This is a genomic window from Leucobacter iarius (assembly GCF_039530105.1).
GTDB classification, from domain to species: Bacteria; Actinomycetota; Actinomycetes; order Actinomycetales; family Microbacteriaceae; genus Leucobacter; species Leucobacter iarius.
On record NZ_BAAAOB010000003.1, the window covers coordinates 163,592 to 178,429 of the forward strand.

Here is a 14,838-nt window from a genome sequence, read left to right on the forward strand (position 1 = left end):
TCAGGGACGGGTCGCGAACTCGAGCAGCTCGAGCACGTGCCGATAGGGCGCGCCGGTCGCGCGCGTCATGCCGATCTCGCAGGTGCGGTTCGCAGACACGTGCCAGTCGGCGTCGGCCGCGATCACCTCGGCGGCCTCGCGCGCGGTCGCGCTGGCGGTGAGCTCGGGGTGCAGCAGTCCGCGATCGCCGGCGAAGGCGCAGCATCCCCAGTCGACGGGCACGATCGTCTCGTCGGCCACGGCCGAGACCAGCGCGTCCAGGTCGTCGTTCGCGCCCAGGTGGGTCGTCGAGCAGGTGCGGTGCACGGCTACGCGGCCGACCCTGCTGGTCACGGTCAGGCGGGGCAGCAGGTGGCGCACCGCGAACCGGGTCGAGTCGATCACGCGGAGCTCGGCGGGGTCACCCGCCTCGGCGATCAGGGTGCGCAGCCCCTCGGAGCAGGCGCTCGCATCGCTCACGATGGGGAGCAGCGGGGCCGCGGTGCGCAGGGTGCCGAGTACGCGCTCCGACATCCGCTCGTAGCCGGCCTCCATGCCCTTCGAGTGCCACGGAGTCCCGCAGCACAGGCCGTCGATGCCCTGCGGGACGATCAGTTCGACACCGGCGCGCTCCGCGAGGCGGAGCAGCGCCTCGGTCGCGCCGATGCCGCCGTTCTCCGGACCGAACATGGTGCCGATGCACGCCGGGAAGAACAGGGCCGCGGCGGTGCTCGGATCGCCGCCCGAGGCGAGGCGACGCGCGCCGCCCCGGGGCAGCGCGCCGTCGTACTCGGGCACGGCCTCGCTGCCGAGCACCGCACGGGCGGCCCGGGTGAGTCCTCGGGGCAGCGCCTCGGGCAGCGCGGCGGCGACCGAGAGCGCTGCACCACCGGCGCGGGTCGCGGGCGCCCACGCCCGTGCGGCGAGGTCCCAGGCGCCGTTCGCCAGCGTCCCGGATCGCCGCGAGCGCAGATCCCGGACGAGGTCGCCCGTGTTGATGCTCAGCGGGCAGGCGACCGCGCACATGCCGTCGACCGCGCAGCTCTGCTCGCTGCGGTACCGGCGGTCGGCGGCGAGCTCCGCTGCGAGCCCGGGATCGCCGAGCGCTTCCGCCTCCGCGATCTCGCGCTCGAGCACGATCCGCTGGCGCGGCGTGAGGGTCAGGTCGCGGCTCGGGCAGCCCGGCTCGCAGTAGCCGCACTCGACGCAGCGGTCGACGGCCTCGTGCACGCTCGGCGTGCGCTTGAGGTGGCGCAGGTACGACTCCGGGTCGTCGGAGAGCAGGACCCCCGGATTCAGGATCCCGTCCGGGTCGAACAGCGCCTTGAGCTCGCGCATGATCCCGTACAGCTCGTCGCCGTACTGGCGCCTCACGAACGGAGCCATGATGCGACCCGTGCCGTGCTCGGCCTTGAGGGATCCGCCCTGCGCGAGCACCAGCTCGACGAGGTCGTCGGTGAACCGCGCGTAGCGGGCCAGCTGCGCGGGATCCTCGAAGTCCTCGCTGATCATGAAGTGCAGGTTGCCGTCCTTCGCGTGCCCGAAGATCACCGCGTCGTCGTAGCCGTGCGCCGCGAAGAGCGCGATCAGGCGCTCGCAGGTGTCCAGCAGCCGCTCGACCGGGACCACGATGTCCTCCAGCAGCCCGGTCGTCCCGGCGGGTCGGGCGCCCGCGACGGCGGTGTAGAGGCCCTTGCGGACCTGCCACAGGGCCGAGCGCTCCGCGCCGTCGCGGGTGAACGCGGCGGGCGTCGTGAGCGGGAGCTCGGCGAGCACGGGCTCGGCCGCGACCAGCGCGCTGCCCAGGGCCTCCGCGGTGTCGGCCTGGAACTCGACGAGCAGGGCCGTGTGCGCCTCGACGTCGAGCGCGGCGATCTGCCGGGGTGCCTCTGGGGAGCGCTGCGCGACTCGGAGCGAGGTCGCGTCGAGCAGCTCGATCGTGGCCGCGCCCGTGGCGACGAGGGCCGGGAGCGCCGCGGTCGCCGCGCTGAGCGAGGGGAGCACGAGCAGGGCGGTCGCGGCGTGCGGGCGCACGGGGATCGTGCGGAACCGGGCTTCGGCGACGAACGCGAGCGTCCCCTCGCTGCCGATGATGAGGTGTTCGAGGATCGCCAAGGGATCCTCGAAGTCCAGGAGTGCGTTGACGCCGTACCCCATGGTGTTCTTCATCGAGAACTGCTGGCGGATCCGCGCGGTCGCGGCTGACGACGCGAGCACGCGCTCGCGGAGCGCGCTGAGGCCGGGCAGGAGCCCGGGCTCGCGTTCGGCCAGGAGCTCCGTCGCGCGGGGGTCCTCGGTGTCGACCCGCGTGCCGCTCGGCAGGACGAGCGACAGCGATTCGATCGTGCGGTAGGCGTTATCGACGATGCCGCAGGCCATGCCGCTCGAGTTGTTGGCGACGACGCCGCCGACCGTGCATGCGATCTCGCTCGCGGGGTCCGGGCCGAGCTTGCGTCCGCTCCGCGCGAGCCGCGCGTTGACCTGGCGGACCGTGGCCCCGGGCTCGGCGCGCACCGTCCGCCCCTCGTCCTCCACGGTCGTCCGGCGGAAGTGCTTGCGGGTGTCGACGAGCAGTCCGTCGGAGACGCCCTGGCCCGACAGGCTCGTGCCGCCGGAGCGGAATGTGACGGTCGTCCCGCGCTCCCGCGCGGCGACGAAGAGCGCGGCGACCTCGTCCGCGTCGCGGGGCTCCGCGACGGCCTGCGGGACGAGGAGGTAGTGGGAGGCATCGTGTGCTCGGACCCGCCGGTCGGCGGCGCGCTCGGAGATCTCGGGGGAGACGATCGCGGTCTGGGGGTCTGGCGCTGGCATGCTTCCCTGCTTCGTCGGACGGGGCTGGATACCGGCCAGCGTAGCCGTTCTGGAAATTATTTGCAGAAGTGTCGGAAATGCTGGAGACTGTTTCCGGAATGCTGCGGGGCAGTGCAGCCCCGCATCCGAACCCTGGAGGAGTGTCCATGAAAAAGCGTGTTCTGGCCGGCGCCGCGGTGGTCGCCGGCGCTCTGCTGCTGTCCGCGTGCGCATCGGGTCAGACCGATGGCGCCTCGGGGAAGGGCGAAACGCTGAACGTCTGGATCATGGAGGGGACGAACCCCGATTCCGACGCGTTCTTCTCGGACGTGAAGTCCGAGTTCGAGAAGGAGACGGGCGCGAAGCTCAAGATCGACTTCGTGCAGTGGGCCGATGCCCACGACCGCTTCGTCACGTCGATCGCGGGCGGCACGACCCCCGACGTCGCCGAGACGGGCAACACCTGGACCGCGGAGTTCGCCGACGCCGGCGGCCTCCTGCCGATCTCCTCCTACGTCGAGAAGAGCGGTCTCGAGAAGGACCTGGTCGAGGGGCTCGAGAAGTCGGGCAGCTACGACGGCGAGCTCTACGGCATGCCCTGGTATGCGGGGGTGCGCGGGCTCGTCTACCGAGCCGACGTGTTCTCCGAGCTGGGCATCGAGGCCCCGAAGAACTGGGACGAGATCGTCGCCGCCGGCGAGAAGATCAAGGCGGCAAAGCCCGACATGATCCCGTTCGCGGTTCCCGGCAACGCCGAGATGTCGGCCTACCCCTGGGTGTGGGGCGCGGGCGGCGAGGTCGCGACCGAGAAGAACGGCAAGTGGACCTCGGGACTCGACAGCGAGAAGTCGCGCGAGGGCCTCTCGTTCTACACGGGTCTCGCGACCCAGCACCAGTTCTCCTCGCCGGGTGCCACCACCTGGAAGGAGACCGACGTCCTCGACAACTTCGTGCAGGGCAAGGTCGCGATGGCGATCCAGGGATCCTGGACCCCGGCGACGATGATCGAGAAGGCTCCCGACCTGAAGGGCAAGATCGCGGCGACGACGATCCCCGGCAAGGACGGCGGCATCAGCCCGTCCGTGCTCGGCGGATCGCACCTGAGCATCTTCAACACGAGCAAGAAGCCCGAGCTCGCCTGGGAGTTCGTGAAGCTCATGACCACGGGCAAGTTCGCGAAGGAGTGGGCCTCGCAGTCCGGGTACTTCCCGGGCCAGAAGTCGCTGGTCGAAGAGACCATGAAGTCGACGGATCCGCTCGTCGCGCCGTTCGCCAAGCAGTTCGTCGAGGGCGGCTCGGCGCTGCCCGTCTCGCCGAAGTTCGGAGCGGTGCAGGCGAAGCAGACCACGAACGCGATGATCCAGTCGATCCTCTCGGGCCAGCAGTCGGTCGAGAAGGCCAGCACCACTGCCGCTGACGAGATGCAGAAGCTGCTCAACCAGAAGTAGTCCCGAACCGTTCAGGAACCATGACTCAGACGACACGACCGACGGTTCCCGCCCGCACCGAGCGGGTGGGAACCATCGGCACCCCCGGCAACGCGATGTTCGCGTCGCGATTCCGCCCCTGGCTGCTGCTCGCCCCGGCGCTGCTGCTGCTCGCGGGCCTGCTGCTCTGGCCCCTCATCCGCGTGGTGCTGTTCTCGCTGCAAGACTACGGTCTGCGCGAGATCGTGAGCGGCAAGTCCAACTACATCGGGCTCGACAACTACGTCGAGATCCTGGGCGACCCGACCCTCTGGACCGCGGCCCTCCCGAACACGGTGCTCTTCGCCGCGGCTTCGGTAGTGGGGACGGTCGTCTTCGGCACGTTCGTGGCGCTGCTGCTCCGCAGCCTCGGTGGATTCTGGCGCGGTGTGCTCGGCACCGTCATCATGGTCGCCTGGGCGATGCCGGCGGTCACGGGCACCTACGTCTGGGTGTGGATCTTCGACGCCGACGGCGGCATCGTGAACCGCACGCTGATGGGGCTCGGGCTCATGGAGGAGCCCGTCAACTGGTTCACGAACCCGGTCACCTTCTACGCGATCGCCCTGCTGAACGTGATCCACCACGGGTTCCCCTTCGTCGCGGTCACCGTGCTCGCGGGGCTGCTCGGCGTCCCGAAGGAGATGCTCGAGGCCGCCGAGATGGACGGCGCGGGCCCGATCCGCCGCTTCTTCAGCGTCATCGTCCCCTCGCTGCGCCAGGTGTTCGCGATCGTCATCATCCTGTCGACCATCTGGGACTTCAAGATCTTCGCGCAGGTGTACCTGATGCCGGGCGGAGCCGGCTCGAACCGGCAGGTGCTGAACATGGGCGTGTGGTCCTACGTCGAGTCCTTCGGCCAGAACCGCTACGGCTTCGGCGCGGCGATCGCGGTGCTGCTCACCCTGTTCCTCATGGTGATCACCGTCGTCTACGTCCGCACGATCCTCACAGAGGAGAAGAACGCATGAGCCGCAAGCTGCGCGGATCCGTGCTGCGCGGCGTGCTCGGCACGCTGCTCGCCGTGTTCACGCTCTTCCCCGTCTACTGGATGCTCATGAGCGCCGTCGACAAGCGCGCCTCCAGCGGCGGGCAGTCGCTCGTGCCGCGGGAGTTCACGCTCGACAACTTCGTCATGATCTTCGAGCAGGGCCGGTTCGGGGTGTTCCTCATGAACTCGCTGCTCGTCGCCGTGATCGTGGTGCTCGCCTCGGGGGCGCTCTCGCTGTTCGCCTCCATCGCGGTGGCCCGGTTCCGATTCAAGTTCCGCACGGCGGTGCTCTTCCTGATCCTCGCGGTGCAGATGGTGCCGCTCGAGGTCCTGGTGATCCCGCTCTTCGTGCAGGTGCGCGACATCGGCCTGCTCGGGCAGCTGAGCGGCCTCGTGGTGGTCTACCTCGCGATCTCCCTGCCGTTCGGCATCTGGATGCTGCGCGGGTTCGTCGCCGCGGTACCGGTCGAGCTCGAGGAGGCCGCCTATCTCGACGGCGCCTCCTGGTGGCGGATGTTCCGCTCGGTGATGTTCCCGCTCGTCATGCCCGGTCTGGTCGCCACGAGCATCTTCTCCTTCATCACCGCCTGGAACGAGTTCATCTTCGCGATGACGCTGCTCGGCGGCAACACCCAGAACTATACGGTCGCGATCGGTCTGAAGCAGTTCTTCGGCGAGCACTCGAACGACTGGGGCGCGGTCATGGCGGCGTCCACCGTGATCACGATCCCCGTCATGATCTTCTTCGTCCTGGTGCAGCGGCGCCTCTCCGAAGGACTCGTCGCGGGGGCGGTCAAGGGATGAGCGCCGATCCGACCCTGCAGCGTCTCGCGAGCGGGGTGCTGTGGCCCGGCTTCCTGGGCACCCGCGCCCCCGACTGGCTGCGTCGCGGACTCGACGACGGGCTGCCCGGCGCGGTCCTCTTCGGGCACAACGTCGATCCCGAGGACCCAGACGGGACCTCGCGGCTCGCGGCCTCGATCCGCACCGGCGGCGACGCGCTGCTGCTCGGCATCGACGAGGAGGGCGGCAACGTCACCCGGCTCGAGGCCGCCACCGGCTCGTCGTTCCCCGGCGCCGCTCAGCTCGGCCGCATCGGCGACCCCGGACTCACCCGCTCGGTCGCCACCGCTCTCGGTGACCGCGTGCGCCGCAGCGGGGCGACGATGGTGCTCGGCCCGGTCGCGGACGTGAACTCGAATCCGCGGAACCCTGTGATCGGGGTGCGATCCTTCGGCTCCGATCCCGAGGCGGTCTCCCGGCACACCGCGGCGGCCGTCGAGGGGCTCCGCGCCGGCGGGGTGCTGAGCTGCGTCAAGCACTTCCCGGGCCACGGCGACACCATTGCCGATTCGCACGTCGATGCACCGCGGGTGCAGCTGGGGCGCGAACGGATGGACGCGATCCACCTGCCGCCCTTCCTGGCGGCGATCGAGGCCGGCGTTGACGCGGTGATGACCGCTCACGTGATCTTCCCCGAGTTCGGCGAGGCGCCCGCGACGGTCAACCCGGCGGTGCTGGGCCGGCTGCGCGAACTCGGGTTCACCGGCCTGATCGTGAGCGACGCGCTCGACATGGCGGCCATCTCGCAGACCATGGGCGTCGGACCGGGCGCCGTGGCTTCGCTCGCCGCCGGCGCGGACCTGCTCTGCCTCGGCAATCCGGCTCCCGTCTACCGCCGATCGGCCGGGGACGACGAGCACGACTTCACGAGCACCCGCGACGCCATCGTGGAGGCGCTGCGCAGCGGCGCGCTGCCGGTCGAGCGCCTGGAAGAGGCCGGTGAGCGCATCGCCCGGGCGAGGCGCGAGGCCGACCGGGTCGCCCGGGCCGAGCGCGACGCAGGGATCGCTCCGCTCGACGATCGCGAACTCATCGCCATCGCCGACCGCGCGATCGAGAGCGAGGGGATCCCGTCCTCCGGCCCGGGGGAGCCGCGACTGCTGCTCGATATCCGTCGAGCCGCGCACGGCGCGATCGCCGCGCGCAACGAACCGTTCTCCGTCGAGCTCGGGGCCGAGCGGCTGCCGATCGATCCGGCGGACGGCCCCTCCGAAGCCGATCTCGCGCGGATCGGTGCCCACCCCGGTCCCGTGCTCGTGCTGTGCGACGCGCTGCCCTCGGCGGACGCGCAGCGGCGCTTCATCGCGGACGTCCGTGCGATCCGGGCGGACGCGATCGTGCTCGACGCAGGCACTCCGGGAGATATCCCGGCTCCGGTGATCCGCACCCGCGGCAGCAATCGCGCCGTCGCCCGGGCGCTCGCCGCGCGGCTCGACCCGGAGCAGGCGGAACCGGGCACGGCCGCCGGCGAACGGACGTTTCTCGCGGTCGACCTGGGCAAGACGAGCTGCCGCGTGCAGCTCCGGCGGGGCGCTCGGGTCCTTGCCGAGGCGCGGGGCACCGGTGCTCCCGGGCTCGGCGAGACCGACGGCGTCGAACGGGCGTTCGCCGCGATCACGGCCGCGGTCGCATCCCTCCCGACGCTCCCGGTGTACGAAGACGCCGACCCAGTGCCGGCCGCGATCGGCGTCGGCGCCGCGGGAGCCGAGTCCGCGCCCGAGGCCGCGCAGCGCCTCGCGCGGCTCCTCGGCGAGCGCTTCGGCGGCTCCGCCGCGGTGATCTCCGACGCCTACGCCGCCCACGCCGGCGCGTTCGCCGGGCGGCCGGGCACCGTGATCATCGCGGGCACGGGCGCCTGCGGAATCGTGCTCGACCCGGGCGGCGAGCTCCGCCGGATCGACGGGTGGGGCCCGTGGCTGGGCGACGCCGGATCCGGGCAGTGGCTCGGCCGGCGCGGCCTCGAAGCCGCGCTGCGCGACTTCGACGGGCGCGGTCCGTGCACGATGCTGCGCGGGATCGCCGAGTCGATGATCGGCGGCCCGCTCGACGGGCTCCCGGCCTGGCTCGCCGCGGGGGAGGCCCCGGCCGCGCGGCTCGGCGGCTTCGCGCCCGAGGTGCTGCGCGCCGCCGAGCACGGCGACGCGGTCGCGGACGCGATCCTCGCGGAGGGCATCGCCCACCTGGCCGAGCTGGCACGGGCGGGCGCCGCGGTCGAGACCAGCGCCGTCGGCGGCATCACCGAGCACCCGCTCGTGGAGTTCCGGCTCGCACGGGCGATCGAAGCGGTGGGCAGCCGCCCGGTCCCGGCCGCGGGCACCGCTCTCGACGGCATCGCGCTCATCGCGATGCGCACGGACCTGGCTTACGAAAGGAAGGTGCGGCGACATGGCTGACCCGCTCGCACAGCTCCGAGAGGTCCTCTCGGGCATGCAGACCGAGGCGGTCGGCGCCTACGGTGACCTCGACACGATGTCGACGGCCGAGCTCGTCGGCGCGATGAACCGGGCGAACGCCGAGGTGCCCGCGGCCGTCGCGGCGTGCTCGGACGAGATCGCCGCGGCCGTCGACGGCATCGTGGCGCGGCTGCGCGACGGCGGCCGGATGTTCTACATCGGCGCCGGCACCGCGGGGCGCATGGGCGTGCTCGATGCGAGCGAACTGCCGCCGACCTTCGGCGTCGCACCGGAACTCGTCAGCGGGATCATCGCCGGCGGCGAACCCGCGATCCGCTCGGCGATCGAGAACGCAGAGGACGACCGCGAGGCGGGCGTCACCGCTGTCGTCGAGCACGGCGTCTCCGCGGGCGACGTGCTCGTCGGCGTCTCGGCGTCCGGTCGCACCCCCTACGTGCTCGCGGCGCTCGAGACGGCGGCCGACCGGGGAGCGCTGACCATCGCGGTCGCGAACAACCCCGGATCCGCGATCGGCGCGGCGAGCGACATCGCGATCGAGGCGGTCGTCGGACCCGAACTCGTCTCGGGCTCGACCCGTCTGAACGCCGGAACCGCGCAGAAGCTGGTGCTGAACGCGCTGAGCACGCTCTCCATGATCCAGCTCGGCAAGGTGTACGGCGCGCTCATGGTGGACCTGCGCGCCACGAACGAGAAGCTCCGTGCGCGGTCCGAACGGACGGTGATGGCGGCGACCGGCGCGAGCGCGGCGGACGCAACACGAGTACTCCGAGCCGCGGACGGCTGGGTGAAAGCGGCTATCTTGATGCACGAGGCGTCGTGCTCGCTCCCGGAAGCGGCACGGTTGCTCGAGGATCACTCCGGTGATCTCCGGGCGGCGCTGGCCGCGGCCGCCGCGGGGCGATGAGGAAGGGACGGCGCGTGAGAGACGATGTGCTCGGGGAGGTGCGGAGCGCGATCCCCAGACTGAGCGCCGCGGAACGGCGGGTCGCCGAGCGGATTCTCGAGGATCCCGAACGCGTGGTGGATCTGACGATCACCGGCCTCGCCGAACTCTGCAGCTCGTCTCAGGCGACCATCGCCCGATTCTGCCAATCGGTGGGCTTCAGCGGGTACCGGGAGTTCCGGCTGGCCCTCGCCGCGGCGACGAGCCGCGAGCAGGCGGCGCGCGACCGTTTCGATCTCACGACGGGCGACATCGACTTCGCCGACTCGGTCGAGAACATCGCCTCGAAGATCGCCTACCAGGAGACGCTGGCGATCGAGCAGACGACGAAGGGCCTGGACTTCGCGGCGCTGTCGCGCGCGGCGACGGCGATCCGCGGAGCTGCGCGCGTCGACCTCTACGGGGTCGGGGCGAGCTCGCTCACCGCGCAGGACCTGCAGCAGAAGCTGACCCGAGTGGGGCTGGCCGCGTTCTTCAGCGCGGACCCGCACCTGGCGCTGACCTCGGCCGCGCTGCTCGGCCCGGGCGACGTCGCGGTCGTGGTGTCGCACACCGGCGAGACGCTCGAGACGCTGAACGTGATCCTCGCCGCGCGCCAGGCCGGCGCGGTCACCGTCGCGATCACGAACTACCCCGCATCCGAGCTCGCCGAAGCCGCCGACTGCGTGCTGGTCACCCACGCGCGCGAGAGCCGCTACCGCTCGGGGGCCATGTCGAGCCGCATCGCCCAGCTGACCGTCGGCGACGTGCTCTTCGTGAGCGTGGTGCAGGGCATGCCCGAGCGCATGGCCGGAGCCCTCGAGCGCACCTACGTCGCGGTGAAGCGCGGCACCCGAGGGCGGCGGCTGGACGCCTGACCCGCGGCCTACTCGTCGGGGACGAGGATCGGGGTGTCGCGGTTGAGGCTCTCGCCGCGGAAGTACGGCTTCGAGCCGGGACGCAGCGCCCACAGCCCCATGAGGATGAAGCCGAGCACGATCGAGCCGACGCCGATCACGAAGGCGCCGCCGACGCCGAACAGCACGGTGTAGCCGTAGTCGACGTCCCACATGTCGATGGCCGACTGCACCAGCGCGTAGGCGAGCATGAGGCCGCCGAGCAGGGGGAAGATGCCGCGCATCCAGAGGTTGCGGGCGCTCTCCTTCAGAGTGCTGCGGAAGTACCAGACGCAGGCGAACGAGGTGATCGCGTAGTAGAGCGCGATCGCGAGGCCCATCGAGCTGAGCGAGTCGGCGAGCATGTCCGTCGACACGATCGACATGACGACGTAGTAGACGATCGAGGCGATGCCCATCATGAGCGTCGAGAACCACGGGGTCTTGAGCTTCGGGTGTACCTCCGCGAACTTCGCGGGCAGCGCGCGGTAGACGGCCATCGAGAGGGTGCCGCGCGCGGTCGGCAGGATCGTCGTCTGCGTCGACGACGCGGCCGACACCATCACGGCGAGGATCAGGAACCAGCCCCACGGCCCGAACAGCACGTCGCGGAGCACGGTGAAGACGTCGTCGAGGTTGGACTCGTTGGTGAGGCCGAAACCGGTGTCGCCGAAGCCCGCGAACATCATGACCGCGATCGAGACGCCGACGTAGACGAAGATGAGGACGACGATGCTCGAGATCGCCGCGCGGCCGGGGGTCTTGCGCGGGTTCTTCGTCTCCTCGTTGAGCGCCAGGCAGGTGTCCCAACCCCAGTAGATGAAGAGCGCGAGCAGCACGGCCTGCATGAACCCGTGCCAGTCGGTGAGCTCCGCCGGGTTGAACCAGTTCCAGTCGAAACCGATGGAATCGGGGTTGCTGCCGTTCAACGCGTTGACGAGCGCGAGGACGCCGAAGAGCAGCAGCGCACCCATCTGCACGACCATGAGCACCATCTGCATGCGGTCGCCGATCTGCACGCCGAGCATGCTGATGCCGACCATGAGCGCGATGAACACGACCGAGGTGATCACGACGATCGTCTGGTTGTTCGCGAATTCCTCGTTGCCGATCAGGTACCAGAAGTACCTGCCGGTGATCTCGCCGACGTTCGCCATGACCATGACGCCCGCCACGGCCACCGCCCAACCGCCGATCCAGCCGGTCTTCGGTCCGAACGCCTTGGCGCCCCAGACGAAGGTCGTGCCGCAGTCGGGCGCTTCGCGGTTCAGCTCCTGGTAGGCGAACGCCGCGAAGACCATCGGGATGCAGGCCACGACGAAGACGAGCGGAGCCTGGGCGCCGACGGCGACGATGACGTAGCCGAGGGTCGCGGCGAGGGAGTAGAGGGGAGCGGTCGAGGACAGACCGATGATCGTGGAGCCGACCACGCCGAGGGTGCCTTCGTTGAGGCCCTTGCCGACGTGGATGTGCCCCGTGTCGGTCGCGTTGCTCAATGTCGTCTTCGCCATGTGCTTATCGTTTCTTTCGCCTTCGAACGCAAACCCCGGAAGTCTACACAGCCGGAGGGGCCTCGCTTACCCCGCTTGGAGGATCCGTTCGGCGGCGCGCCGTCCCGAGGCCATCGCCGCGGTGACTGTCGCCGGATCCTCTTGCCAGGTGGTCTCGCCGGCGATGTGCAGCACGCCGCCGATCGGCTCGGCCAGGCGCTCGTGATCCTCGGGCGTCGAACCGACCGTCATGTACGCGTACGACCCGTGGGAGTAGGGATCGTCCTGCCACCGGGTGATCCGGGCGTGCTGCGGTTCGGGGACCGCGTCGCCAAAGATCTCGCGCAGGGAGGCGAGCACGGAACCGGTGATGCGCTCGTCGCTCCAGCCGCGGATCTCGCGCGCGCAGGACCCGGCCGCGAAGGTGAGCAGCGTCGGCGTGCCGTGCAGCGCGGTGAGGTCGTACCAGGAGTGCCACCAGGCGCCGGCCGGGCCCTGACGACGCACGGCGTAGACGCCGTCGTCCCAGAACTTCCGGTCGAAGCGCAGGAACACCTTCTCGAACGCGTTCATGGTGAGCCCGGCGAGCGCGTCGGCGTTCACCGCGGGCAGCGGCGGCTCGATCCGGAGCTCGCCGGAGCGCAGCACGCCGACCGGGACGGTGAGGACGGCCGTGGCCGCCGCGAACTCCGCGCCGTCGACGGTCGTGACCACGACGCCGTCCGCGCTCCAGTCGACGCGCGCGACCGGGCGCTCCAGGCGCACGTCGAGCCCCTGCGCCAGGTGGGTCGCGAGCTCGTCGTAGCCGCGGGGGAACACGACCTCGTCGCCGTCGACCGCGTCGTCGTCGAGGCCGTGCGCGTCGAGATCGACCGCGTCCGCGCCGTACTGCTCCTCGCTGCGGTGGTGCAGGTACTCGCGCACCCGGGCCGCACGATCCGCGTCCCAGCCCAGGGACCCGAGCGCCGCGTCGACGGCCGTCGCGTAGGAGGTGGCCGGGGCCGCGGCGGCGATGACGCCGCCGAGCGCGCGGTCGAACTCCGCGACGTCGGCGATGAAGGCGTCGGCGTCCGCATCGCTCAGGCGCGCGCCGTCGGGGCCGTAGTACGCCACGGGGCGGCCGCCGGCCTGGTAGCTGCCCATCGTGAACTCGACGGTCGGCATGCCGGCCGCTTCGGTCTCGGCGTAGACCTCGCTGCCGTCGATCCCGTGGATCCACGACGCGCCGAGATCGGTGACGCGCCCGTCCTCGCGCTCCGTGTGCACCCGGCCGCCGATGCGATCGCGTGCTTCGAGCACGACGACGCTCCGCCCCGCCCGCCGCAGCTCCGCGGCCGCCGAGAGTCCTGAGATGCCTGCGCCGATGACGATGGTGTCGAGGTGGGTGCTCATGCCCGTGAGCCTAGTCCGCCTCGGTAACACTGCGGATTGGGGGCGGTCCGATCTCTTAGGATGGAGATCATGGCCAAGCCCTCCCCGTTCTTCATCACGACGCCGATCTTCTACGTCAACGACGCCCCGCACATCGGGCACGCGTACACCGAGGTCGCCGCCGACGTGCTCGCCCGCTGGCACCGCCAGGCGGGCGACGACACGTGGTTCCTCACCGGCACCGACGAGCACGGCCAGAAGATCCTGCGCACCGCGACCGCCAACGGCGTCGCTCCCAAGGAATGGGCCGACCGCCTGGTCGAGTCCTCGTGGAAGCCGCTGCTCGATCTCATCGACATCTCGAACGACGACTTCATCCGTACGACCGACGCGCGCCACGAGGCGGGCGTCGCGAAGTTCCTGCAGAAGCTGTACGACGAGGACCACATCTACGCGGGCGAGTTCGAGGCGCTGTACTGCGTCGGCTGCGAGGAGTTCAAGCCGAAGAGCGAGATCGTCGACGGCACCGGCGAGTTCGAGGGCCAGAAGGTCTGCGCGATCCACTCGAAGCCGCTCGAGCTGCTGCAGGAGAAGAACTACTTCTTCAAGATGAGCGCGTTCCAGGACCGCCTGCTGGCGCTCTACGAGGAGCGCCCCGACTTCGTGCAGCCCGCGAGCGCGCGCAACGAGGTCATCGCCTTCGTGCAGCAGGGGCTCGAGGATCTCTCGATCTCGCGGACCTCCTTCGACTGGGGCATCCCGATCCCGTGGGATTCCTCGCATGTCACCTACGTCTGGTTCGACGCGCTGCTCAACTACGTCACGGCCATCGGCTACGGCGAGGACGACGAGCAGTTCCAGCGCCGCTGGCCCGCGAACCACCTCGTGGGCAAGGACATCCTGCGCTTCCACGCCGTCATCTGGCCGGCCATGCTCATGGCGGCCGGGCTCGAGGTGCCCGATCACGTGTTCGCGCACGGCTGGCTGCTGGTCGGCGGCGAGAAGATGTCGAAGTCGAAGCTCACCGGCATCGCGCCGAACGAGATCACCGACACCTTCGGCTCCGACGCGTTCCGCTACTACTTCATGCGCGCGATCTCGTTCGGCCAGGACGGCTCCTTCAGCTGGGAGGATCTGGCCGCGCGCTACCAGGCCGAGCTCGCCAACGGCTTCGGCAACCTCGCGAGCCGCGTGCTCGCGATGAACGCGAAGTACTTCGAGGGCGTCATGCCGCAGGCCGCCGACGAGACCGCGGCCGACGCCGCGATCCGCGAGCTCGCGGCGTCGGTCGCGTCCCGCGCCGACGAGCGGATCGGCGCGTTCGCCGTGCACGAGGCGATCGCCGCGATCTGGGAGCTCGTCGACGCGCTCAACGGCTACATCACCGAGCAGGAGCCCTGGGCACTCGCGAAGGATCCGGCGCAGCGCGACCGCCTCGCGACCGTGCTCGCGACCGCGACGGAGGGCCTGCGCGCCCTCGCGCAGCTGCTCGCTCCGGTCGTCCCGGTCGCGACGGCGAAGCTGTGGACCGCGCTCGGCGCCGACGAGGCCCTGGGCGCGCTGAGCGCGCAGCCGATCCGCGAGGCCGGCAGCTGGGGCCGTCTGCCCGCGGGGACCCCGCAGCAGAAGCTCGACGTGCTGTTCCCGCGCATCGAGACCGACGGGAAGTAGGCGCC

At 70.7% G+C, this 14,838-nt stretch carries 10 protein-coding genes; 7 read left to right on the top strand and 3 right to left on the bottom strand.

Going from position 1 to position 14,838, the window contains the following annotated elements:
- A complete protein-coding gene (locus ABD169_RS12390) occupies positions 1-2,790 on the bottom strand; it encodes an FAD-binding and (Fe-S)-binding domain-containing protein (RefSeq protein WP_344032641.1) in 2,790 nt (929 codons plus the stop codon).
- 146 nt (positions 2,791-2,936) lie between these two features.
- Between ABD169_RS12390 and ABD169_RS12395 the strand changes: the two genes are divergently transcribed.
- The 6 genes from ABD169_RS12395 (at position 2,937) to ABD169_RS12420 (ending at position 10,283) form a co-directional block, all read left to right on the top strand.
- Positions 2,937-4,217: a sugar ABC transporter substrate-binding protein gene (locus ABD169_RS12395; RefSeq protein ID WP_344032643.1), complete on the top strand. Its 1,281-nt coding sequence runs from the start codon at positions 2,937-2,939 to the stop codon at positions 4,215-4,217.
- Between the two features lie 95 nt (positions 4,218-4,312).
- On the top strand, positions 4,313-5,206 hold the full coding sequence (locus ABD169_RS12400; RefSeq protein WP_344032897.1) for a carbohydrate ABC transporter permease: 894 nt from the start codon (positions 4,313-4,315) through the stop codon (positions 5,204-5,206).
- Positions 5,203-6,030, top strand: a complete 828-nt coding sequence (locus tag ABD169_RS12405) for a carbohydrate ABC transporter permease (RefSeq protein ID WP_344032645.1) — start codon at positions 5,203-5,205, stop codon at positions 6,028-6,030. Before ABD169_RS12400 ends, ABD169_RS12405 begins: the two co-directional genes overlap by 4 nt.
- Positions 6,027-8,462 (top strand): glycoside hydrolase family 3 N-terminal domain-containing protein, encoded by a 2,436-nt coding sequence (locus ABD169_RS12410; protein WP_344032647.1) that lies wholly within the window; start codon positions 6,027-6,029, stop codon positions 8,460-8,462. Before ABD169_RS12405 ends, ABD169_RS12410 begins: the two co-directional genes overlap by 4 nt.
- On the top strand, positions 8,455-9,387 hold the full coding sequence (gene murQ, locus ABD169_RS12415; RefSeq protein WP_344032649.1) for an N-acetylmuramic acid 6-phosphate etherase: 933 nt from the start codon (positions 8,455-8,457) through the stop codon (positions 9,385-9,387). The genes ABD169_RS12410 and murQ overlap by 8 nt, the downstream gene beginning before the upstream one ends.
- 14 nt (positions 9,388-9,401) lie before the next feature.
- Complete coding sequence (locus tag ABD169_RS12420; RefSeq protein WP_344032651.1) at positions 9,402-10,283, top strand: MurR/RpiR family transcriptional regulator; 882 nt, start codon at positions 9,402-9,404, stop codon at positions 10,281-10,283.
- 8 nt (positions 10,284-10,291) lie between these two features.
- Here ABD169_RS12420 and ABD169_RS12425 read toward each other — a convergent pair whose 3' ends face one another.
- Complete coding sequence (locus ABD169_RS12425) at positions 10,292-11,812, bottom strand: APC family permease (RefSeq protein WP_084820915.1); 1,521 nt, start codon at positions 11,810-11,812, stop codon at positions 10,292-10,294.
- A 66-nt stretch (positions 11,813-11,878) separates the two neighbouring features.
- Positions 11,879-13,183, bottom strand: a complete 1,305-nt coding sequence (locus tag ABD169_RS12430) for a flavin monoamine oxidase family protein (protein WP_344032653.1) — start codon at positions 13,181-13,183, stop codon at positions 11,879-11,881.
- Between the two features lie 69 nt (positions 13,184-13,252).
- Here ABD169_RS12430 and metG point away from each other — a divergent pair, with 69 nt between their 5' ends.
- The gene (metG, locus tag ABD169_RS12435) at positions 13,253-14,833 is read left to right on the top strand and encodes a methionine--tRNA ligase (RefSeq protein ID WP_344032655.1); all 1,581 of its coding nucleotides are present in this window, start codon (positions 13,253-13,255) and stop codon (positions 14,831-14,833) included.
- The last annotated feature ends 5 nt before the right edge of the window (positions 14,834-14,838 follow it).